18 protein-coding genes are annotated in these 21,906 nt (G+C 55.6%); 2 read left to right on the top strand and 16 right to left on the bottom strand.

What is annotated here, in order from left to right; all coding sequences use genetic code 11:
• Positions 1-2: 2 nt before the first annotated feature.
• From priB to yjfP, 3 genes are all read right to left on the bottom strand, one after another.
• Complete coding sequence (gene priB / locus SC206_RS06735; protein ID WP_071988424.1) at positions 3-317, bottom strand: primosomal replication protein N; 315 nt, start codon at positions 315-317, stop codon at positions 3-5.
• An 8-nt stretch (positions 318-325) separates the two neighbouring features.
• Positions 326-718: a 30S ribosomal protein S6 gene (rpsF, locus tag SC206_RS06730; protein ID WP_009636749.1), complete on the bottom strand. Its 393-nt coding sequence runs from the start codon at positions 716-718 to the stop codon at positions 326-328.
• 172 nt (positions 719-890) lie between these two features.
• On the bottom strand, positions 891-1,628 hold the full coding sequence (gene yjfP, locus SC206_RS06725; RefSeq protein WP_332735418.1) for an esterase: 738 nt from the start codon (positions 1,626-1,628) through the stop codon (positions 891-893).
• A 240-nt stretch (positions 1,629-1,868) separates the two neighbouring features.
• On the opposite strand from yjfP, the gene bsmA reads away from it, so the two are divergent.
• Positions 1,869-2,192, top strand: a complete 324-nt coding sequence (gene bsmA, locus SC206_RS06720; protein WP_332735416.1) for a biofilm peroxide resistance protein BsmA — start codon at positions 1,869-1,871, stop codon at positions 2,190-2,192.
• Positions 2,193-2,228: 36 nt separating this feature from the next.
• Here the strand turns inward: bsmA and SC206_RS06715 are convergent, their stop codons facing one another.
• The 13 genes from SC206_RS06715 to nnr form a co-directional block, all read right to left on the bottom strand.
• Positions 2,229-3,860: an isovaleryl-CoA dehydrogenase gene (locus tag SC206_RS06715; RefSeq protein ID WP_332735414.1), complete on the bottom strand. Its 1,632-nt coding sequence runs from the start codon at positions 3,858-3,860 to the stop codon at positions 2,229-2,231.
• A gap of 128 nt (positions 3,861-3,988) precedes the next feature.
• Positions 3,989-4,735: a 23S rRNA (guanosine(2251)-2'-O)-methyltransferase RlmB gene (gene rlmB / locus SC206_RS06710; RefSeq protein WP_332735412.1), complete on the bottom strand. Its 747-nt coding sequence runs from the start codon at positions 4,733-4,735 to the stop codon at positions 3,989-3,991.
• 131 nt (positions 4,736-4,866) lie between these two features.
• Positions 4,867-7,440 carry a ribonuclease R gene (gene rnr / locus SC206_RS06705; protein ID WP_332735410.1) on the bottom strand — a complete coding sequence of 858 codons (2,574 nt, stop codon included), beginning with the start codon at positions 7,438-7,440 and terminating at the stop codon, positions 4,867-4,869.
• A gap of 526 nt (positions 7,441-7,966) precedes the next feature.
• Positions 7,967-9,265 (bottom strand): adenylosuccinate synthase, encoded by a 1,299-nt coding sequence (locus tag SC206_RS06700; protein ID WP_332735408.1) that lies wholly within the window; start codon positions 9,263-9,265, stop codon positions 7,967-7,969.
• Between the two features lie 205 nt (positions 9,266-9,470).
• Positions 9,471-10,478 (bottom strand): protease modulator HflC, encoded by a 1,008-nt coding sequence (hflC, locus tag SC206_RS06695; RefSeq protein WP_332735406.1) that lies wholly within the window; start codon positions 10,476-10,478, stop codon positions 9,471-9,473.
• Positions 10,479-10,481: 3 nt separating this feature from the next.
• Positions 10,482-11,759 (bottom strand): FtsH protease activity modulator HflK, encoded by a 1,278-nt coding sequence (gene hflK, locus SC206_RS06690; protein WP_332735404.1) that lies wholly within the window; start codon positions 11,757-11,759, stop codon positions 10,482-10,484.
• A 17-nt stretch (positions 11,760-11,776) separates the two neighbouring features.
• Complete coding sequence (gene hflX, locus SC206_RS06685; RefSeq protein WP_332735403.1) at positions 11,777-13,135, bottom strand: ribosome rescue GTPase HflX; 1,359 nt, start codon at positions 13,133-13,135, stop codon at positions 11,777-11,779.
• Positions 13,136-13,233: 98 nt separating this feature from the next.
• Positions 13,234-13,542 carry an RNA chaperone Hfq gene (hfq, locus tag SC206_RS06680; protein WP_332735402.1) on the bottom strand — a complete coding sequence of 103 codons (309 nt, stop codon included), beginning with the start codon at positions 13,540-13,542 and terminating at the stop codon, positions 13,234-13,236.
• Between the two features lie 112 nt (positions 13,543-13,654).
• Positions 13,655-14,596 carry a tRNA (adenosine(37)-N6)-dimethylallyltransferase MiaA gene (gene miaA, locus SC206_RS06675; RefSeq protein WP_332735401.1) on the bottom strand — a complete coding sequence of 314 codons (942 nt, stop codon included), beginning with the start codon at positions 14,594-14,596 and terminating at the stop codon, positions 13,655-13,657.
• The gene (mutL, locus tag SC206_RS06670) at positions 14,589-16,559 is read right to left on the bottom strand and encodes a DNA mismatch repair endonuclease MutL (RefSeq protein WP_332735400.1); all 1,971 of its coding nucleotides are present in this window, start codon (positions 16,557-16,559) and stop codon (positions 14,589-14,591) included. Before mutL ends, miaA begins: the two co-directional genes overlap by 8 nt.
• Positions 16,560-16,597: 38 nt before the next feature.
• Entirely contained in the window at positions 16,598-18,367 is a 1,770-nt protein-coding gene (gene amiB / locus SC206_RS06665) for an N-acetylmuramoyl-L-alanine amidase AmiB (protein ID WP_332735399.1), read from the bottom strand.
• 7 nt (positions 18,368-18,374) lie between these two features.
• On the bottom strand, positions 18,375-18,842 hold the full coding sequence (gene tsaE / locus SC206_RS06660; protein ID WP_332735398.1) for a tRNA (adenosine(37)-N6)-threonylcarbamoyltransferase complex ATPase subunit type 1 TsaE: 468 nt from the start codon (positions 18,840-18,842) through the stop codon (positions 18,375-18,377).
• Between the two features lie 10 nt (positions 18,843-18,852).
• The gene (gene nnr / locus SC206_RS06655) at positions 18,853-20,367 is read right to left on the bottom strand and encodes a bifunctional ADP-dependent NAD(P)H-hydrate dehydratase/NAD(P)H-hydrate epimerase (protein ID WP_332735397.1); all 1,515 of its coding nucleotides are present in this window, start codon (positions 20,365-20,367) and stop codon (positions 18,853-18,855) included.
• Between nnr and queG the strand changes: the two genes are divergently transcribed.
• Positions 20,366-21,523 (top strand): tRNA epoxyqueuosine(34) reductase QueG, encoded by a 1,158-nt coding sequence (gene queG / locus SC206_RS06650; RefSeq protein WP_332735396.1) that lies wholly within the window; start codon positions 20,366-20,368, stop codon positions 21,521-21,523. The two genes, nnr and queG, sit on opposite strands and share 2 nt — an antisense overlap.
• The last annotated feature ends 383 nt before the right edge of the window (positions 21,524-21,906 follow it).

Genomic DNA, 21,906 nt, shown 5'->3' with positions numbered 1-21,906 from the left:
GGCTAGTCTCCAGAATCTATCAAATCAATCTGCTCGGCATGTAACACCACTTTGTTCAGTCCATTGCGACCTTGATGGCAGCTAATGAATCCGGAAACAGTGAGTTGCGTGCCGACCGTTATACTGTGAGTTAATGCTTGTGACTGATGTCCACTAACAACCACGGGCATTCTGCACCATGCTTGTCGGTTAAATCCGGCTTCCTGTTGCTGCGAGCGGTGCTCAAGCACAAACTGGCAGTGGGGAATACCCGATGGACTGACTTTACGAATGGGGGTCTTGCACACAGTGCCAGACAACTCCAGGCGATTAGTCATCACAACTATTACTCTTCAGAATCCCCAGCTTCGGAATCATCGTTAGCTTCGGCGAAATCTTCACGACGCTCACGGCGTTCGTCTTTCGCTTTAACCATTGGTGAAGCTTCAGTTACGGCGTGTTTAGTGCGCATAACCATGCTACGGATAACGGCGTCGTTGAAGCGGAAGTTAGTTTCCAGCTCATCGATCGCTTCCTGCGGAGCTTCAACGTTCAGCAGAACGTAGTGGGCTTTGTGCAGTTTATTGATCGGGTAAGCCAGCTGACGACGGCCCCAGTCTTCCAGACGGTGAATCTGACCAGCAGCGTTAGTGATAGTTGCACTATAACGCTCGATCATGCCCGGAACCTGTTCGCTCTGGTCAGGGTGAACCATAAATACGATTTCGTAATGACGCATAGAATTGCTCCTTACGGATTATTCAGCCTCCTGTCAGGGTCAACCGTGGCCCATGGAAGCAAGGAACGTGTTATGTGTACGGCTGAAAAAATGACGCGCAATTATATGACTGGACGCTCAGAAACTCAAGCACCCAGTCTGATTATTTTATCGGCGTTGCAAGGAAAGGTAATTAAAGATGGGAAACGAAGAAATCGGTGGTGCGATTGGAAGCAGAAACCGACACTTTGTGGCTTGCTTCAGGTTCGCTGATAAAGGTCAGATTGGCGCCCTCGTTATATTCTTCAAGCGCCTGTTTCAGCTTCGCGCTCTCGATAAACGGCACCACATCATCTTTTTCGCCGTGCCACACCAGCAGCGGTTTTTGGGCGATTAAGGCAATTTTATCGCTGATATCGCAGCCTAAAAGTAGCGAGGTTTGCGCCTCGAACGCCGCGCGGCTTAAATGTGTCGGCGGAAAAAGATGGTCGGAAAGCGAAATAAAATAGCCGGAGCCCATCAGACTGGCCGCCGCTTTTACCCACGGAAAATGTACCAGCGCCGCGAGCGTCGTCATGCCACCCATCGATACGCCGCCCACGCCGAGCCGCGCCTCATCGGCCAATCCGCGTGCCACAAAGGTCTCTTTCAGCAGCGCCAAATCGCTGACGTTATTTTGCAGGATCCGCCAGAAATGGCTCAGCAAAACGCTGTGATCAGACTCGGCCCGCGCGCCGTGCATTAATGCGTCGGGCAAAATCACCCGATAACCGGCTTTTGCCAGATTGTAACCAAAGTAGGAATAAAGCTCTTTTGACGAGGTAAAGCCGTGATAAAAAAACACCGTAGGCAGTTTTTGATGATACTTTCCGGCAGGAACCGCGTGGATTATTTGAATACCCTCAACGTTTTCCTCATACATTTCAACCATCTCACGCTCCTTGAATTCACAGGGTCGACGGAAAGTTTCTCACAAGCCAGTATCCGCCGCTGACTTAATCAGTCTATCTGTCCCGCAAAATGCCACCACGATTTTTTGGCTATGAACTATTCCTAATAGCTATGAACTATGCCTAATAGCTAGGACTAGGAACTGGAAAGAGCCTGCGACAGCGCCCGATTTTGCTGCGCGGACGCTACACTTAAAGAAATATCAGCAGGAGTGAAAACGATGAAAAACAGCTATGAAAAAACGGCGCGCGCGCTTGGCTTAGGCATTATTTTTGCCACCCTCACAGCCTGTAGCGTGCTGCAAACCACGCCCACGCCGCCGCCTGCGCCGACTTCTCACGCGCAGGAAGTGCAGCGTTCACAAACCAGCACGCTGACTAAAATAGGCAGCGTGTCGGCGGATGTGATTGGTAGTCCGATGGACGTCGAGCGCGCTATTCGCCACAAGGCCGATGCAGCGGGCGCGCGTTATTATCAGATTCTGCTGGTCAGCGACACGATTCGCCCCGGCCGCTGGTATTCCGAGGCGATCCTGTTTAAATAACGCTGCAATCTAAAAAGGGTGATTGGGGGCATCGAGTCACTGCGCGCCAATCGCCCTTTCGAGCAGCTGCTGACACAGCCTTTCGTCGATAAGCGAATCACCGCGATCGTCGAGTGTCAGCCTGCACCAGGCATCGGCCAGCGGTGGCGAAGAAAACTCCAGCATTTCGGCGGCGGCAAACAGATTAAACAGCTGGCTGGCAAGATTTCTCGCCTGCGCTTCATCACTGCGTTTTACGCGCTGCGAAAATTGCCGCACGGCTTTGTCGAACAGCCGATTCTGTCCGCGCACCTGATGCAAGCGCTGGAGAAGATGCTCGCCCGCCGACGGCAGCTTTTTGAGGCTGCGCAGCACGTCGAGACACATTACGTTGCCCGATCCTTCCCAAATGCTGTTCACCGGCATCTCGCGATACAGGCGCGGCAGCTCGCTCTCTTCGCAATACCCGAGCCCGCCAAGCACCTCCATCGCCTCGGCGACAAACGGTATTCCCTGACGACAGACTTCAAACTTGGCCGCTGGCGTGAGCAAACGGCTAAACACCTGCTCCGCTGCCTCATTTTCACGGCTGCGCGCACTCGCCAGACGAAACAGCAACGCGGTCTGACCCTCGAGTCGCAGCGCCATTTTGCTCAGCACTTGGCGCATCAACGGCTGTTCAATCAACGGCTTGCCAAACGCCTGACGCTGGAAGGCGTGATAGAGCGCGACGGAAAAAGCACGGCGCATCATCGCGTGACTGCCGAGCGCGCAGTCGAAACGGGTGTGGCCGCCCATCTTCAAAATGTGGCGCACGCCCTCGCCCTCTTCGCCAAGCAGCCAGCCGACGGCATCGAAAAACTCGACCTCGCTGCTAGCGTTCGAGCGATTACCCAGCTTGTCTTTAAGCCGCTGAATACGTACGTGATTGCGTTCGCCGTCGGGGAGAATGCGCGGCAGGAAGAAGCACGACAGGCCGCCTTCCGTCTGCGCCAGCACCAGATGTGCGTCGCTCTGCGGCACGGAGAAAAACCATTTGTGGCCGACAAGGCGATACGCTTTGCCCGGCCCGCGCGCGTCCAGCGGCTTGGCGGTGGTAGTGTTGCTCAGCACGTCCGAGCCGCCCTGCTTTTCCGTCATTCCCATGCCAATCAACAGCCCGCGCTTTTTATCACCGGTTAGCAAATGCGCGTCGTAGCGATCCGACATTAATGGCCCAAGCCAGCCGGTAAATTCGGCGGGAAGATGCTGTTGCAGCAGCGGGATCGCGCCGTGGGTCATAGTGATCGGACACAGCGTGCCCGCCTCGACCTGCGCGTGCAGCACAAAGCGCGCCGCGCGAGCGACCGTCGAGCCGATGCGCGCGTCCTCCTCCCACGATAAATTATGCACCCGATTTGCTACCAGCCCCTGCATCAGTAAATGCCAGGCGGGATGAAATCGCACGTCGTCGAGCGGCTCGCCCGTGGGTTCAAAACGCAGTAAATCAGGAGGATTCGCGTTGGCAAGCCTGCCCAGCTCCAGCGATTCGGCGGAGCCCAGCTGCTGCCCCAGCGACGCGAGCACGTCAAAATCCCACGCCGCGTGCTGCCGCGTCACGGCTTCGCGCAGGGCGGTATCAGAGAGAAAAAGGTTGCTGTTGCTTAACGGCTTGGGCTGATTGAAGACCCGATGAGTTTCCCAGTTCATTACCCCTCCATGATCGGTCGCATCAGGGATTAGTATGGTAAAAACAGGGGATTTTGCAGCAGGCTGGATCACAAATGGGGAAACGCCCGCAGCCGGAGAAGCCGCGGGAGAGAAACGTGAGGCTTGGCTTAGCCTTTCGCTTTTACCGAACGCTGACGCACGGCTTCGAACAGGCAAACACCGGTCGCAACAGAGACGTTTAACGAGGAGACGGAACCCGCCATCGGAATGCTGATCAGCTCGTCGCAGTGTTCGCGGGTCAGACGGCGCATACCTTCGCCTTCCGCGCCCATCACCAGCGCCATTGGGCCGGTCATTTTGCTTTGGAACAGCGTGTGGTCGGCTTCACCGGCCGTGCCGACGATCCAGACGTTGTGCTCCTGCAACACGCGCAGTGTGCGGGCCAGATTAGTCACGTTGATCAACGGCACGTTTTCGGCCGCGCCGCTGGCGACTTTCTTCGCCGTCGCGTTCAGCTTGGCAGAACGATCGCGAGGCACGATAACCGCGTGGACACCGGCCGCATCGGCGGTACGCAGGCAGGCACCGAGATTGTGCGGATCGGTCACGCCGTCAAGCACCAGCAGCAATGGCGACTCAATGCTCGCCAGCAGCGCCGGCAGGTCGTTTTCCTGATACTGACGCCCTTCTTTAACACGGGCAATAATCCCCTGATGCACCGCGCCTTCAGACTTGTCGTCCAACCATTGACGGCTGGCAACCTGCAGCACGATACCGCTGGCTTCGAGCTCGTCGATCAGCGGTTTCAGGCGTTTATCGTCGCGGCCTTTCAGAATGAAAACTTCCAGAAAGCGCTGCGGATCGTTGTCGAGTAAGGCTTTGACGGAGTGGATACCGTAAATAATTTCGCTCATGATGCTCTTTAAAATAGTGCTCGTAAAATACATCAGCGGGCAACATGTGCCCGCTGATGGAGTGAATAGCGTGTAGCTTGATGGCAATTCTATCATTGACTGACGTTGGCATCAGTCAATAATTGCGCAGATTAGACGTCAGCCTGCTTTTTCCTGGCGCGTTTCGCCTTGGTGGCGGCAGCAATTTTCTGCGTTTTGTCGGAAGGCTTTTTGGCTTTCTTCGGCTTGCCGTCTTTACCTACCGCGCTCTTCACTTTCTCGGCCTTGCCCGCGTCGGCTTTGACTACCGCCTGCGCCGTCTCGGCTTTGGTGCCGCGACGTGATTTTACGGGCTTGGCCGCTTTGTCGCCTTTGTCGCCGTCTTTACGGAAGGCGCTGTCTGGCTCGAAGTTAACGTTTTTCTTGCCGGTACGACGACGACCTGCGTTAGCCGCGCCGCCGGTTGGACGCATGCTGCGCTCGCCGCCCTTCTTGGCGCGATCGCGGGCAGTTTTGCCTTCACCGCGCGGTTTGCGGGTGCTGGAGACCAGTGCAAAGTCGATTTTACGCTCGTCCATGTGGACAGCTTCAACGCGAATTTCGACCGTGTCGCCTAGGCGATAAACGCTGCCCGATGACTCGCCCACCAAACGCTGGCCGATGTTGTCGTAGCGATAATAGTCGTTGTCCAGCGAGGAGACGTGGACTAAACCGTCGATAAACAGGTCAGTCAGGCGCACGAAGAAGCCGAAGCCCGTCACGCTGGAGATAATGCCGGTGAACTCTTCGCCGACGTGATCCTGCATGAAGTCACATTTCAGCCAGTCGGCGACGTTGCGCGTGGCTTCGTCGGCGCGGCGTTCGGCCGTCGAGCAGTGATCGCCTAACACCACCATTTCGTCGTAATCGCTGTGATAACCGCCGGTTGGCGTCCAGCGATCTTTCAGCGTGCCGTGCTCTTTCGCCAGCAAATACTTGATGGCGCGGTGCAGGGCAAGGTCAGGATAACGACGGATTGGCGAGGTAAAGTGACCGTAAGAGGTCAGCGCCAAACCAAAGTGGCCACGGTTTTCCGGATCGTAAATCGCCTGTTTCATCGAGCGCAGCAGCATGGTTTGCAGCATCTCGCGGTCAGGACGATCTTTGAGTTGGTCCATGATAGCCGCGTAGTCTTTCGGCTCAGGCTTCAGACCGCCGCCCATCGTCAGGCTCAGCTCGCCCAACACGCTGCGCAGGGCAGAAATGTGGTCATCGCTTGGACGATCGTGAACGCGGAACAGCGCCGGTTCGTTATGCTTTTCAACAAAACGCGCCGCCGCGATGTTCGCGAGGATCATGCACTCTTCAATCAGCTTGTGCGCGTCGTTACGCACGGTCGCTTCAACGCGCTCGATACGACGTTCGGCGTTGAAGATAAACTTGGCTTCTTCGGTTTCGAAGGCGATGCCTCCGCGCTCGGCACGTGCCTGGTCGAGCACCTTGTACATGTTGTGCAGCTCTTGAAGATCTTTGACCAACGGGGCGTACTGCTCGCGCAGCTCTTCGTTGCCTTCAATAATCTGCCAAACCTTGGTGTAGGTCAGACGCGCGTGCGAGCTCATCACCGCCTCGTAAAACTTGGAGGAGGTCAGTTTGCCGCTGGCGGAGATGGTCATTTCACAGACCATACAAAGTCTGTCGACCTGCGGATTGAGCGAGCAAAGGCCGTTGGACAGCACTTCCGGCAGCATCGGGACGACCTGCGACGGGAAGTAAACCGAGGTTGCACGGCTGCGCGCTTCGGCATCCAGCGCGGTGCCCGGACGCACATAATAGCTGACGTCAGCGATGGCAACCCATAAACGCCAGCCGCCGCCGCGTTTTTTCTCGCAGTGTACGGCGTCATCGAAGTCGCGCGCGTCTTCGCCGTCAATGGTGACCAAAGGCAGGCTGCGCAAATCAACGCGGCCTTTTTTGGCCTCTTCCGGCACCTGCTCGCTCAGGCCTTCGACCTGTTTTTCAACCTGTGGCGGCCAGACGTGCGGGATTTCATGGGTGCGCAGTGCGATATCTACCGCCATGCTGGTGCCCATTTTGTCGCCCAATACTTCGACGATTTTACCAACCGCTTTGGTGCGGCGTGTCGGACGCTGGGTCAGCTCGACCACGACCATGTAACCCATGCGCGCGCCGCTAACGGCGTCGGCCGGGATCAGAATGTCGAAGCTTAAACGGCTGTCGTCGGGCACCACAAAGCCTGCGCCCGCGTCGGTAAAGTAACGGCCGACGATTTGGCTGACTTTTGGCACCACCACGCGCACGATGCGCGCTTCACGGCGGCCTTTACGATCCGTACCGACCGGCTGGGCCAGCACCACGTCGCCGTGCATGCACATTTTCATCTGCTCGGCGGAGAGGTAAACGTCATCTTTTTTCACGCCTTCAAGGCGCAGGAAACCGTAACCATCGCGATGGCCAATAACGGTCCCTTTCAGCAGGTCAAGACGTTCCGGCAGCGCGTAACATTGGCGGCGGGTAAAGACCAGCTGTCCGTCGCGTTCCATAGCACGCAGACGGCGGCGCAGTGCTTCCAGCGCCTCTTCTCCGGAGAGATTCAGTTCATTTCCCAGCTCTTCACGGCTGGCGGGCGTTTCACGTTTGCCAAGGTGCTCGAGAATAAATTCACGGCTTGGGATAGGCGATTCGTATTTTTCTGCTTCCCGTTCCAAGAATGGATCTTGTGACATAGCGGTTCCTCCGTTGTCATCAGCAGTTTGTTGAAAGTCATCCATTCAACAAGCAATAATTTGTAGAGTTGACCTGCTTTTGGCCCTGTCGGCCTTCATTTAGTGCGTCAACTCACAAGAAGAAAGAGTGTTCGAATGTGGGCAGAGCCTGCTTTGATTTTCAGGCCTGGCGTTGTAATCACGCGCGCTGCACGACATCCATTGGGTACTTTTACCCGTTTTGTACGCATTTATGATGACAGCGTCTCTAGTGCGCGTATACCCGAAATGTAAGAAATGCTGGGTATCTTCAAGATTACTCTATAGAAGAGGCTCCCTGCCACAAAGTTTGTCGTTGTTTATCGTTGTTTGTCGTTAAATGAGACAGACGCTGAAAATGGCAGCATCAGCCGCTAAAATACCGGCCAATGCGTGACGACGGGATGAAATAGCGGGAATAGGCGGAGAGGCAGAAAAAGTAAACCGGACTCTACGCCCGGTTTTTCGCGTCTGCCGCAGCGAGACGAATGATAATGGAATTTACAGCTTAGGCGTCGAAGGGGTCGCGCAGGATCATGGTTTCGCTGCGATCGGGGCCGGTAGAAATAATGTCGATCGGCACTTCGGTCAGCGCTTCGATGCGCTTGATGTAATCGCGCGCGGCCTGCGGCAGTCCGTCAATGGATTTCACCCCGAAGGTGGTTTCGCTCCAGCCCGGCATCGTTTCATAGATAGGCTCGATGCCTTCCCAGTTTTCAGCCGCCAGCGGCGTGGTGGTCACCTCTTTGCCATCTGGCAGGCGATAACCGACGCAAAGTTTGACCTCTTTCAGCCCGTCGAGCACGTCGAGCTTGGTGATGCAGAAACCTGACAGCGAGTTAATCTGCACGGCGCGGCGTACGGCGACGATGTCTAACCAGCCGCAGCGACGACGACGTCCGGTGGTGGCGCCAAATTCGTTGCCCTGCTTGCAGAGAAACTCGCCGATGTCATCAAATAGCTCAGTCGGGAAAGGACCTGCGCCCACACGCGTTGAATAAGCTTTAACGATACCCAGCACGTAATCGACATAGCGCGGGCCGATACCTGAACCCGTTGCCACGCCGCCCGCCGTAGTATTCGACGAGGTCACATACGGATAAGTGCCGTGATCGATGTCCAGAAGCGTGCCCTGCGCGCCTTCAAACATAATCAAATCGCCCCGTTTGCGGGCGTTGTCGAGCAGGTCGGAAACATCGACCACCATCGCGGTGAGGATGTCGGCGACGGCCATCACTTCATCGAGAACCTGTTGATAATCAACCGCATCGACCTTGTAATAGTGCACCAGCTGGAAGTTGTGGTAATCAATGATCTCTTTCAACTTGTGGGCAAACGTCTCTTTATTAAACAGGTCGCCCACGCGTAAGGCACGGCGCGCCACTTTGTCTTCATAAGCAGGGCCAATACCGCGACCGGTGGTGCCGATAGCTTTGGCGCCGCGCGCTTTTTCACGCGCCATGTCGAGGGCTACGTGATAGGAAAGGATCAGCGGACAGGCTTCGGAAATCAGCAGACGCTCGCGCACCGGAATGCCGCGCGCTTCGAGTTCGCCCATCTCTTTCATCAGCGCGTCAGGGGCCAGCACCACGCCGTTGCCGATGATACTTATGACGTTTTCACGCAAAATGCCGGAGGGAATTAGATGAAGTACGGTTTTTTCACCGTTGATGACCAGAGTGTGACCGGCGTTGTGGCCGCCTTGATAACGCACTACATAGTTCGCGCGTTCCGTCAGCAAGTCGACGATTTTGCCCTTGCCTTCATCACCCCATTGAGTGCCTAGTACGACGACGTTCTTACCCATCTCGATAATCACCCGATTGCTTAAAAAAGAATCCTATCATCCTCCCCTACGCCTTTCAGTACTTTTTATAGCCACATGGGCAGAAATTGTCCGTTTCGTGCGACAGCTCTCGTGCTGGCCTGATACTGAAAAAAAGGCGAATTTAGAAAAAACAAAAGGCCCGCAAGGGGCCTTTTGGCAATGCTGTCGAAGCGAGCAACATCGATTACGGTTTGGTTTTGTCCGGCGATTTCATGTAACGGAAGAAATCGTCATTCGGGCTCATTACCATCACGTCATTACCGCTGTTGAAGCTCTCGCGGTAAGCCTGCAGGCTACGAATGAAACCGTAGAAATCAGGATCGGCGCTGAATGCGTCAGCAAACAGTTTGGCGGCCTGCGCATCCCCTTCACCACGGGTAATACGCGCCTGACGCTCGGCTTCTGCCAGAGTACGGGTCACTTCGTAATCAGCGGTTGCGCGCAGCTTCTCGGCTTCTTCCTGACCCTGCGAACGGTGGCGACGCGCTACCGCTTCACGTTCCGCACGCATACGCTGGAAGATTGCGTCTGACACTTCGGCCGGCAGGTTGATCTGCTTGATACGCACATCGACCACTTCAATCCCGAGCGCGGCCATGCTGTTAGGATTCACCGCTGGCACTTTGCCGTTGGTTTCCTGCTCTACGCGCTTGGCGACAGAAGCAATGGCGTTGTCGGCTTCGGTCGTTGCGGCGGCGGCTGCATCGTCGTCGTCGGTGCCTTTATTCAGGGCATCGCGCACGTCCAGCGTTAAACGACCACGCGAGTCGGTGACGATATCTTTTACGTCCAGACGACCAATCTCGGAGCGCAGACGGTCACTGAATTTACGTTTCAGCAGAACTTCGGCCTGTGACACATCGCCACCGCCGGTCGCCAGATAGTAACGGCTAAAGTCGCTGATACGCCATTTCAGGTAAGAGTCGACGATCAGGTCTTTCTTCTCTTTGGTCACGAAGCGATCGGCCTGGTTGTCCATGGTCTGAACACGGGCGTCGAGCGTTTTGACGGATTCAAAGAAAGGCATTTTAAAATGCAGGCCCGGGGCATAAACCTGAGGTTTATTATCGCCGTCACGCAGTACTTTGCCGAAACGCAGTACGATGCCGCGCTGGCCTTCCTGCACCACGAACAGTGAGGCATAAAGCGCCACCAGCACCACAACAACGGCCACTATAATTGACTTACGCATTGGTTATTCTCTCCCTACGCGAAGGGTGTCGTCACGCTGTGCATCGGCACGGCGTTGATCCATGACACTGCCAGATGAACCTGCGCCGTTGCTGGCACCGCTATTACGATTGCTGTTTGACGAGCTCGGTGCCTGACGAAGCGGGATCATGCTGCTTGCATCATTTCCGTTCGCGTTGTTGGCGGCCGTTTTGCCTTTCAGCAGTTGATCCAGCGGCAAGACCATCAGATTGTTGCTCTTGTCGTTAATCAGGATCTTGCGCGTATTGCTCAGCACAGTCTGCATGGTTTCGATATACAGGCGCTCGCGGGTGATTTCCGGCGCGGCTTTATATTCCGGCAGCAGTTCTGCAAAGCGGGCAACTTCACCCTGCGCTTCAAGCACGGTACGATCTTTATAAGCCTTGGCGTTTTCCAGCAGGCGCTGGGCCTGACCGTTGGCGCGCGGCTGCACTTCGTTGGCGTAGGCTTCAGCCTCACGGATGTACTGCTGCTCGTTTTCACGCGCGGCAATCGCATCATCGAATGCGGCTTTCACTTCTTCCGGTGGACGCGCGGTCTGGAAGTTAACGTCCTGCACCGTGATACCCATGTTATACGGACGAATGGTCTCCTCGAGCACGCGCTGTGTGTCGCTACGTACCGTGGTGCGGCCTTCGGTCAGAATTTTATCCATGGTGTATTTGCCGATCACGCCGCGAAGCGCGCTGTCGGTCGCCTGGCTCAGGCTGTCGTCGGCGTTGGCAACGCTAAACAGATAGGCGCGGGGATCGGTCACGCGGTACTGCACGTTCATTTCAACGCGCACCACGTTTTCGTCGGAGGTCAGCATAATGCCGGACGCCGCAAGCTCGCGAACGGATTCGACGTTAACCGCCTGAACCTGATCGATAAAGGTGGGCTTCCAGTTCAGGCCGGGCTCAACCAGATGGCTGAACTTGCCAAAACGGGTGACCACACCGCGCTCGGCTTCCTTGATGGTGTAGAATCCGCTGGCGGCCCAGATAACCACCACGGCCACTACGGCCAGACCAACGAAACGACCGCTCATGTTTCTTTGCGGGCCGGTAGAGCTGCCGCCGTTGCCGGAGCCCTTGCCGCCAAAACCGCCAAGTTTTTTGCTGAGTTTTCGGAAGATATCGTCGAGATCGGGAGGGCCCTGTTCGCGCCCGCCTTTATTGTTATTTCCACCAGAATTATCACCACCAGAGTTGCCGCTATTTTTGCTGCTTCCCCAGGGGTCGCGGTCCTGTCCGTTATTACCGGGCTGATTCCACGCCATGTTATAGCTCCATTATTCTATGATTGGTGTTCTTCAGGCTCTTGGTCAGGCAGGTTTTCCCAGTCTTCTTTCATCTCGAAATCAACCGAGTAGCCGTTACGGACATAATCGCCCATCGCCGGTTCCTGTTTGCAGAGGCGACGCCAGTCAACGACGGGCAGACGAATCATCAAACCGATGCTTCCATCCTCTTCAATCCATTCTTTTTCAATTGCCTGAAGCTGGTAAAAACGACTGCGAAGGCGGCCCGCTTCCGGTGGCAAACACAGTTCAACCTGTGCAATTTCACCAGACAGACGTTCCGTTAATGCTTGGAATAACAACGGGATGCCTTCACCTGTCACGGCGGATAGCCAAACTCTGACAGGCAAATTATCTTCGTTGCGATCGATACGTGGCACAAAGTTGTCCAGCATATCTATTTTATTCATCACTAACAGCACAGGGATGTCATCTGCTTCTATCTCTGCCAGCACCGTATTCACGGCGTCGACGTTCTCTTCGACGCGAATATCGGCAGCATCGATGACGTGCATAAGCAGAGATGCCTGTCGGGTTTCCTGCAGCGTTGCTTTAAAGGCAGCAACCAAATCATGGGGCAGGTGACGAATAAACCCTACGGTATCTGCCATAACCGTTTCGCCCACGTCGGCAACCATAATGCGGCGCAGCGTCGGGTCAAGGGTGGCAAATAACTGGTCGGCCACGTAAACGTCGGCCTCGGTAATGCGGTTAAACAGCGTGGACTTTCCGGCGTTGGTATAGCCAACCAGCGAAACGGTTGGAATATCGGCACGCATTCTGGAACGTCGTCCCTGATCGCGCTGTTTCTCGACGCGTTCAAGGCGGCTTAAAATTAGAGTGATTCTGTCACGGAGCAAACGGCGGTCGGTCTCAAGCTGGGTTTCCCCGGGACCGCGCGAACCAATGCCGCCACCCTGGCGTTCAAGGTGTGTCCAACCTCGTACCAGTCGGGTAGCAATATGGCGTAACTGGGCCAACTCCACCTGGAGTTTCCCTTCGTGAGTACGGGCGCGCTGGGCAAAAATATCTAGAATAAGTCCGGTACGATCAACCACGCGACATTCGCACAAGGCTTCCAGGTTACGTTCCTGGCCGGGTGACAATGCGTGATCAAACAGGATTACAGATGCGCCAGTTGCTTTAACGGCATCTGCGATTTCTTGGGCCTTTCCTTCACCGACAAAGTATTTAGGGTGTGGTGCCTTGCGGCTACCTGTGATGACTTGTAAAGCCTCAACCCCGGCAGAGGATACCAGCGATTCGAATTCGCTAAGATCTTCAGTGACTTTGTCCTGCGAGAAATAGATATGAACCAGTACGGCCTGCTCACCGGCTTCATAACGGTCAAACAAGCGTGTGACCTCTCAATTGAGAAAGTAAATTCAACGAGGGGCACATAAGCGGCGAAAAACCTCTTATGAACCCCTTCGAGATTGAATAACGGTGCGCCTTATTCGGCGTCATCGCCATCCTGCGGCTGCTGTGGAGCAGTCGGTGCGCTACCATGATGATAGTTGCTGGAAGCACCACCACCTGGATTGTTACTGTGATGAGAAACCGAGCGCGAAGGTACAACGGTAGAGATAGCGTGTTTATACACCATCTGGCTTACCGTGTTTTTCAACAGAATCACAAACTGATCGAAAGACTCAATCTGGCCTTGCAGCTTAATACCATTCACCAAGTAAATAGAAACCGGAACACGTTCGCGACGCAATGCGTTCAGGAACGGATCTTGCAAAGATTGCCCCTTAGCCATTCTATCTTTTCCTTATTTGTTTGTTGTTGTAACTTTGAGCATAAGCTCGAAAATAAATCACATAAAAAAATTTGCGCGTTGAGTACTCATCAATTGTACACAATCATCTGACCTATGCACTAACAACCTGAATTACACGGCTTAAGGCTTCGTCGGGCTTCTCTGAATCAAGCCATTCGACCCCTTCCCAACCGCGCAACCAGGTCATCTGACGTTTAGCCAGCTGCCGTGTTGCACAAACACCACGATAAACCATTTCATCGTAGCCGATCTCGCCGGAAATATATGACCACATCTGGCGGTAACCGACACAACGAACGGAAGGCATGTCCGTATGCAAATCACCCCGAGTGAAAAGCGCTCTCGCTTCAGTTTCGAAGCCGTTGGCAACCATCTGCCTGAAACGCAATTCAATACGATCGTGCAGCAATTCGCGACTCGTAGGTGCAATCGCAAATTGATGAACCTGGTAAGGTATCGCTTCACCCGAAATTTTAACGAGTTCCGTTAAAGTTTTACCCGAAATATAAAAAACTTCCAGTGCTCTGGAGAGCCTTTGCGGATCATTCGGGTGAATTCGTGCAGCCGATACCGGATCTATCTCTTTTAACTGGTTATGCAGCGCTTCCCAGCCATGTTCCGCCGCGTCAGCCTCTATGCGCGCGCGCACGTCGGGATCCGCCGGTGGAAGTGGCGAAAGCCCTTCGAGCAAGGCTTTGAAATAAAGCATGGTGCCGCCAACCAATAACGGAATTTTCTTACGCGCGGTTATCTCGGCCATCTCGCGCAGGGCGTCGGCGCGGAAATCGGCGGCCGAGTAAGATTGCGCGGGGTCAAGAATATCAATCAGCTTGTGCGGCGCGGCGGCCAGCTCTTCTGGCGTCGGTTTCGCCGTGCCGATATCCATACCCTTGTAGATAAGAGCCGAGTCAACGCTAATAAGTTCAACGGGAAGATGCTGTTGCAGCGCCATGGCCAGGGCAGTTTTACCCGAAGCCGTGGGGCCCATGATAAAAATGGCAGGAGGTAATGCTTTGGATTCTAAATCAGTCATGCTTAAAAGCCGCCAATGTCGGCTGTAAATCAACAGGTTGCAAGAGTCCGGAAGGCGGTGACCTGACCAGCTGGGGGCAGAGTCGCTCGACGTCCGTGAGTAATTGTATTGCTTGTGAAACCGTCCAGACTTCATGCTCACTGCCGAGATTGCGGGCAAGCCACATAGCTACCGCATCAGGAGTGACCTCCTGCAGAACCGCAATATAGCCTAACAGGTCGGGTATCAACTTTTGTAAATTTTGTTGGCGTAATGGTAAAGGTACCGTGCGCAAGGTCCCACGCTGGTGCTCCATCAGCATTTCGATGCCGAAATGTTGTAAAAGCGCCTGATGTTGCGTAAAGGCCGCACGTTCCTCTTTACTTAAATTCAACTTTACCGGTATCAACAGCGGCTGAGGACGCAATCCCTCAGAAGTGGGGGTTAACTGGGCCGTTTTCAACCATCTTTCGGCGACAGGCAGCGATAACAGCACTAATTTTTGTCCGCGCTCAAGCAAGGCAAAACTTGCCGCACTCACCGTCAGCACGCGACCAAAACTCTGGCTGTGGCCTTCCAGCGCTTCCTGCTGCTCGACAGGCGCACTTTTCGCTGCAGATTCTTGCCGAGCATTTTCTCCCGGCGCGACGCTTTTATCATACGAAACTGCGCCTTCGTCCGGCTTAAGCAAACGCTGATAAAGCTCGCCCTGCGGCTTGCTGTAAGGATTGCCTTCGGTAAAACGCTGGGCAGGCTCGCGCAGATGAGCGGAACGCGACGTTTCGGGGAAAATGGCTTTTGCCGCTGGCGACGGCTCGGCGCGTGGCGGCTGTTTATCTTTAAACGGTGCGTCAGCGCGTGACGTCGCCGCTTTTGGCGTTTCTGCTGGGCGCGAAAAGTGATTACCGCCCGCCGCCTGCCGATTTTCGGGCTGATAGCGCGGCGGCTCTTCAATCGGCGCGCTCGCGTCATCCAGGAGCGGATTTCCGGCCTGCTGCAACACGGCCACCACGGCCTGATAGATAAAATCGTGGACTAAACGCGATTGATGAAAACGTACCTCGTGCTTGGCGGGATGCACGTTGACATCCACCTGATGCGGATCGACGTCGAGATAAAGCACGTAAGCCGGTTGCTGATCGTCTTTTAGCTGATCCTGATAGGCTTGGCGGATCGCGTGATTGATCAGGCGATCTTTCATCATCCGATTATTCACATAGCAATATTGCATGTCGGTCAGCGTGCGTGATCCCGCGGGATCGGCCACCCAGCCGCGGATCGATAAATCGCTGTGGCTCCACTCGACTTCCAGCGCGTGCTCGACAAAGGTGGTGCTACAGATGCTGGCGAGCCGACGCGAATTCTGCGCCGGGTCTTTCACCGCGCGATACTGCCGCACCAGCTTGCCGTTGTGGCTGAGATTGATCGCCACGTCGAAACGCGCCAGTGCAATGCGGCGCACGACTTCATCGATGTGGGTAAATTCGGTTTTTTCGGTACGCATAAACTTGCGGCGGGCGGGCGTGTTGTAGAACAAATCCAGCACTTCGACCGTGGATCCCTGCGGATGCGCCGCCGGTTTTACCGTGACCGCCATGTCGCGCCCTTCGGCGTAGGCCTGCCAGGCTTCGTCCTGCGTGGCGGTGCGCGAGGTCAGCATCAGTCGTGAAACCGAGCTTATGCTAGCAAGCGCCTCGCCGCGAAACCCGAGGCTGAGAATCGCTTCGAGATCGTCGAGCGAGCTGATTTTGCTGGTGGCGTGACGCGCCAACGCCAGCGCCAGCTCGTCTTTGCCGATGCCGCAGCCGTTATCGCGGATGCGAATCAGCTTGGCGCCGCCGCGATCGATATCAATATCAATGCGCGTTGCGCCTGCGTCGAGGCTGTTTTCGACCAGCTCTTTCACTACCGACGCGGGCCGTTCAACAACCTCGCCCGCGGCTATCTGATTTGCCAGCTGCGGTGGCAGTACCCGAATCGGCATAGCCGCTCCTATCATCTGGAAAAATCGTTAACGTCCGGTCAGGATTGCGGAATGGCCAGCGTTTGACCAAGCTGCACGTCGCCGGATTTCATGTGGTTGGCGGTTCTGATGTCATTCATGCTCACGCCGTAACGCGAGGCGATGGCCGAGAGCGTATCGCCGCGCACCACTTTATGTCGCGCCGCCCTTCTCGAGCCGTGCGCGACGCTGACTTTCGCCGTGCTGTTTCGCGATACCGCCGAGGTTCCCGCCGGAACTTTCAGCCTTTGCCCGACCCACACGCCGTCTTTCTTCAGCTTGTTGAGATCGTGCAGCGCGGCGCGCGTGGTGCCATATTCCGCCGCAATGCCCGTCAGCGTTTCACCGCGTTTAACTTTGTGGATCTGGGTTGCGCCGCCCAGCGCCGCCGTGGTTTCAATCGGGCCCGGCTGGCTTAGAGAAGCGCTGGCCGGGGCTGTGTCGTTAACCGCCGTTGCGTTGGAGAGCAACGGTCGGTTTTCGACCTTTGGGCCGGATTGTAACGGATGTGCCAGGAAATAACTGCGCAGGCCTTCATAGATGGCGTGGGCAATTTTATCCTGGTACGCACTGCTTCCAAGCAGCCGCTCCCCATTTGGATTACTGATGAAGCCGGTTTCAACCAGCAGCGACGGGATATCCGGTGAACGCAATACGCCGAGGCTGGCATGTTCCGGCTTGCTTTTGTGCAGCGCGCCGACGTGGCGAAGCTGCTGTAAAACTTTAGTCGCGACGTCATACCCTACGCGCTGGGAGTGGCCAAACTGCAAATCCAGCACCGCCTGACTCAGATACGGGTCAGAGGCCGTGTTGGCGAGCATGTCACCCGCGCCGCCGAGCAGCTCGGACTGTTTCTCGTGCTGCTCGAGCCAGTTACCCATTTCGCTGTTGGCGCGACGGTTTGATAGCACCCAAACCGAGGCTCCGCTGGCGCTGCGATTTGGCGCGGCATCGGCGTGAATCGACACCAGCAAATTCGCGCCCTTTTTGCGCGCCACGTCGGAGCGGCCCATCACCGAAATAAAGTAGTCGCCGTCGCGGGTCAGCACGGGTTTGAACATCGGATCGCGCGACATCTCGGCCTGCAGCTTGCGGGCTATCGCGATCGTCACGTTTTTCTCTTTTAATCCGCCTGCGCCCTGCGCGCCCGGGTCCTGACCGCCGTGTCCGGCATCAATCGCCACAATCACCTGATTGTCGTTGTCATTGCCGCTGGTGCGCGGCGTCAACGCGCTGCTCGCCACGGGTGCCGTCGCCGCAACCTGAGTGTTGTCACCGTCAAACGGATTGCCGCGCGGAGCAGGTGCAGGGACTGGACGACTGGCAGAACGCACGCTGGAAATCGTCGGTGATGAAAGATTACGCTGCGCCGAGGCGCTCAGCGTAAAGGTCACGGTATATTGGCTGCCGCTTTGCTGCACCTGCGCGTTGGTTCTGGCTTTCTGCGTCAGCTCGAACACCAGACGCTGGGTTTTCGCATCGGCTGGCGTGCTCGCGCGTACGCGACGCACCAGATTCTGGCCGCTAAAGTTGAGCGGCAAACCGCGCATCACGCCATTTTGTTTAATATCGATAACCACCCGCTCAGGATTATGCAGCGGGAAGAAAGAGTAATCGGGCTTGCCATCGAAATCGATGGTCACGGTGGATTGCGTACTCCCGTTGGAAACATTGATGTTTTTCATCCCTGCGCCAAAAGCAGGAACCATGGCTGCCGGTAGCATCACTGTCACGGAAACCACCAACGCCGCCGCAACCCTTTTCCACACTCTGTTAACGCATTGAATCATTACAGCATTATCCTTGCTCTTGTAGCACCAGCAGTAAACGGTTACCTGCTTCGGAAACGGCCTTGATGGTGGCCAATCGTCCCTCTGCCTGATACTCAAGCGTCAGTTCAAGGTCGGGATCGGGAAGTACGCCCGCGCCTTGCTGAGGCCATTCGACAAGGCAAATCGCGTCTTCGGTAAAGTAGTCGCGAATGCCCATGAACTCCAGCTCCTCGGGGTCGGCGAGACGATACAGGTCAAAATGATAGACCGCCATCGGATGAAGCTGATAAGGCTCGACCAGCGTGTAAGTCGGGCTTTTTACATTGCCCTTGTGGCCGCGCGCCTGCAAAAAGCCGCGGCTGAACGTGGTTTTGCCGGCACCCAAATCACCAAAAAGATGAATAACGGTCGTGCCCGTGCAGGCGGTCGCTAAATCTGCCCCGAGTTTGAGGGTCGAGGCTTCATCTGGCAGAGGTAGAGTCAATTGATTCATTGGGTAAATTCTATTTTTCCAGCTCGGGATTAACCAACGGGGTTATCCAGTGTAATAAATCGGTAGGCAGCATGCCGCGCGTGCCTCGGCGTGGCGCGATGACGTCGGCCGCCGCGCCGTGAACCACGCAACCGGCACAGGCCGCATCATAAGAAGATAACTTCTGGGCGAGCATCCCGCCAATGATGCCCGACAGGATATCGCCCATACCGCCGGCAGCCATGCCCGCGTTGCCGACGTCGGCGATGGCGATGTGCCCCTGCTCGGAGCCAATCAGCGTGCCCGCGCCTTTTAATACCACCACGCCGCCGTAACGCTGCGTCAGCTTGTGCAACGCGCTTAGGCGATCGCTTTCAATTTCTTTCACCGAGCAGCCTAATAAACGTGCGGCCTCGCCCGGATGGGGCGTCAAGACGCGATTTTGCCGTTTATCAGGGGCTTTTGCCAGCATGTTAAGCGCATCGGCGTCCCAGAGTGCCGGTTTTTCACTTTCCGCGACCTGTTTGTATGCCGCCTGCCCCCATTCGTGCTGGCCTAATCCCGGACCGATCACCACCGCGCTGGCCCATTCGAGCGCCGACTTCAACGCGTCGTCGGTCAGTTCCTGCACCATTAATTCAGGACGAGCCGTCAGCAGCGGCGCGATATTTTCTTTGTGAGTAAGTACTCGCACCATGCCTGCGCCCGTGCGCAGCGCGGATTCCGACGCCATGCGAATCGCGCCCGCAAAGCCCGTGTCACCGCCTATCAGCAGTAAATGGCCGTGCTCGCCTTTGTGTGAACACGGACGACGCGGTTTCAACCAGCGCGATAACAGGCTGGCGTCGAGACGCTGCAACAGCGGGCGATGGCCGCTGAGCCAACTTTCCAGCCCGAGCGCGTCGCAGTGCAGCTCGCCCACGTAATCGCGCGCCTGTCCGGTCAGCAAGCCGGGTTTGAGAGCTATAAAGGAGACGGTGAGCGCCGCGTGGACAGCTTCTCCCACGGCGACGCCTGTTTCGGCCGCCAGTCCGGAAGGAATATCGAGGGAAAGCACGGGCACGTCTAACTGATTGATCGCCTTGATTAAACTCGCAACCGGTTCTCGCGGCGCAGAGCTTAAGCCCGTGCCAAGCAGAGCATCAACGATTAAATCGATTTTTGGCGGCCAGCCTGCGATGGCTTCACCTATCTCGCCGCCCGCGTCCAGCCAGCCTTTGCGCGCCTGTTGTGCTTCTGGAGGCAGGATTTTTTCACTGTTTACCGCCAGAAGTGTGACATTCAAACCGGCATTTTTAGCCAGTCGAGCCACTTCATAGCCATCGCCGCCGTTGTTGCCGTGCCCACAAAGTACCAACCAATCAGTCGCCTGCGGGAATTTCAGTCGAGCCTGACGGAAAGCCGCCGCCGCCGCGCGTTGCATCAGAGTGAACAGCGAAAGGCCCGTATCCCGCGCCGCCTCGGCTTCTGCCTCTCTTAACCAGTCCGCAGAATAGACGGAGTATGGTAAACTTGTCGGGTTCTGTTTTTCATTTTGGTTAGTCATGACGCACCTCCTCAATCTCGATCAATTAGCCCAACATATCAAGCAATGGGGCCAGTCGCTAGGTTTCCAGCAAGTTGGCATCTGTGATACCGATCTCTCGGCCGAAGAGCCAAAGCTGCAAGCTTGGCTTGATAAACAATATCATGGCGAGATGGAGTGGATGGCGCGCCACGGCATGCTGCGCGCCCGTCCGCACGAGCTGCTGCCCGGCACGATGCGCGTCATCAGCGTGCGCATGAACTATTTGCCCGCCAAGGCGGCGTTTGCCAAAACGTTGAATAATCCGACGCTGGGCTATGTCAGCCGCTACGCGCTGGGCCGCGATTATCACAAGGTATTGCGCCAGCGATTGAAAAAACTCGGCGACATGATCCAGGAATTTTGCACCGAATCGCAGCCAGATTCGGCGCTGAGCTTCCGACCGTTTGTCGATTCCGCGCCGATTATGGAACGGCCGCTGGCCGAGAAGGCCGGACTTGGCTGGGTTGGTAAGCACTCACTAATACTTAACCGCGAATCCGGCTCCTGGTTCTTCCTCGGCGAACTGCTCATCGACCTGCCCTTGCCCGTCGATAAACCGCAGGAAGAACAGTGTGGCCGCTGCGTGGCCTGCATCACCACCTGCCCGACCGGCGCCATCGTCGCGCCTTATCAGGTCGACGCGCGCCGCTGTATCTCTTATCTCACCATCGAGCTCGAAGGCGCGATCCCCGAAGAATTCCGGCCGCTAATGGGCAATCGGATTTACGGCTGCGATGACTGCCAGCTGATTTGTCCGTGGAATCGCTATTCCCAGCTCACCGACGAAGGCGATTTCAGCCCGCGCGCCGCGCTGCATGCTCCCGAACTGATTGAGTTGTTTAACTGGAAGGAAGAGAAGTTTCTGCGCATCACCGAAGGCTCGCCGATTCGCCGCATTGGTCATCTGCGCTGGCTGCGTAATATTTCGGTGGCGCTGGGGAATGCTCCGTATGACGAAAATATCGTGCTGGCGCTTCAGAGTAGAAAAGGTGAAAACAGCATGTTAGACGAGCATATCGAGTGGTCGATAGCACAACAGCTGGCAAGACGGGGTGAACACCAGATTGAAGTGCAATCGTCGCAGAAAAAAAGGCTGATCCGAGCTGTGGAAAAAGGTTTGCCGCGCGACGCATAAAACGAGGTTTTTTTGTAACAACCAAAGTTTCCTTGCTGTGCATAAAAATAAAAAGGCTTTGCCGATCAATTGCAAAAAAAAGAGCAAGAGATCGCTATAGCGTTTTAGCTTTTTAATTTTATGTTAAATTTCAAGGAGTTATTTTTTAACAATATCGGCTGATCAAATTAAAAGCAGTGCAGAAAGTGTACAGAAACTGTGGATAACTCTGTTCACAAAAATAATTCAAGCCATCATCTATCACAGGGTGAAAGAGACGAAAATGACACGCAATGCGCGTGGTGACTGGCGTTGTGTTTTGAGGATAAAAATTTGGAGCGGGAAACGAGACTCGAACTCGCGACCCCGACCTTGGCAAGGTCGTGCTCTACCAACTGAGCTAT

Origin of the sequence: Rouxiella sp. T17 (assembly GCF_036663475.1) — a bacterium.
Classification (GTDB): Bacteria; Pseudomonadota; Gammaproteobacteria; order Enterobacterales; family Enterobacteriaceae; genus Rouxiella.
The sequence above is the reverse complement of the archived record's forward strand: the minus strand, read 5'-3'. Positions and strand labels throughout refer to the sequence as shown.

Excerpts from the sequence above, each read along its gene's own strand:
- hfq (WP_332735402.1), bottom strand. The coding sequence starts at position 13,542 with ATGGCTAAGGGGCAATCTTTGCAAGATCCGTTCCTGAACGCATTGCGT.
- rpsF (WP_009636749.1), bottom strand. The coding sequence starts at position 718 with ATGCGTCATTACGAAATCGTATTTATGGTTCACCCTGACCAGAGCGAA.
- priB (WP_071988424.1), bottom strand. The coding sequence starts at position 317 with ATGACTAATCGCCTGGAGTTGTCTGGCACTGTGTGCAAGACCCCCATT.
- bsmA (WP_332735416.1), top strand. The coding sequence starts at position 1,869 with ATGAAAAACAGCTATGAAAAAACGGCGCGCGCGCTTGGCTTAGGCATT.
- amiB (WP_332735399.1), bottom strand. The coding sequence starts at position 18,367 with ATGATTCAATGCGTTAACAGAGTGTGGAAAAGGGTTGCGGCGGCGTTG.
- nnr (WP_332735397.1), bottom strand. The coding sequence starts at position 20,367 with ATGACTAACCAAAATGAAAAACAGAACCCGACAAGTTTACCATACTCC.
- hflK (WP_332735404.1), bottom strand. The coding sequence starts at position 11,759 with ATGGCGTGGAATCAGCCCGGTAATAACGGACAGGACCGCGACCCCTGG.
- yjfP (WP_332735418.1), bottom strand. The coding sequence starts at position 1,628 with ATGGTTGAAATGTATGAGGAAAACGTTGAGGGTATTCAAATAATCCAC.
- mutL (WP_332735400.1), bottom strand. The coding sequence starts at position 16,559 with ATGCCGATTCGGGTACTGCCACCGCAGCTGGCAAATCAGATAGCCGCG.
- rnr (WP_332735410.1), bottom strand. The coding sequence starts at position 7,440 with ATGTCACAAGATCCATTCTTGGAACGGGAAGCAGAAAAATACGAATCG.
- hflC (WP_332735406.1), bottom strand. The coding sequence starts at position 10,478 with ATGCGTAAGTCAATTATAGTGGCCGTTGTTGTGGTGCTGGTGGCGCTT.
- queG (WP_332735396.1), top strand. The coding sequence starts at position 20,366 with ATGACGCACCTCCTCAATCTCGATCAATTAGCCCAACATATCAAGCAA.
- tsaE (WP_332735398.1), bottom strand. The coding sequence starts at position 18,842 with ATGAATCAATTGACTCTACCTCTGCCAGATGAAGCCTCGACCCTCAAA.
- SC206_RS06700 (WP_332735408.1), bottom strand. The coding sequence starts at position 9,265 with ATGGGTAAGAACGTCGTCGTACTAGGCACTCAATGGGGTGATGAAGGC.
- rlmB (WP_332735412.1), bottom strand. The coding sequence starts at position 4,735 with ATGAGCGAAATTATTTACGGTATCCACTCCGTCAAAGCCTTACTCGAC.
- SC206_RS06715 (WP_332735414.1), bottom strand. The coding sequence starts at position 3,860 with ATGAACTGGGAAACTCATCGGGTCTTCAATCAGCCCAAGCCGTTAAGC.
- miaA (WP_332735401.1), bottom strand. The coding sequence starts at position 14,596 with ATGACTGATTTAGAATCCAAAGCATTACCTCCTGCCATTTTTATCATG.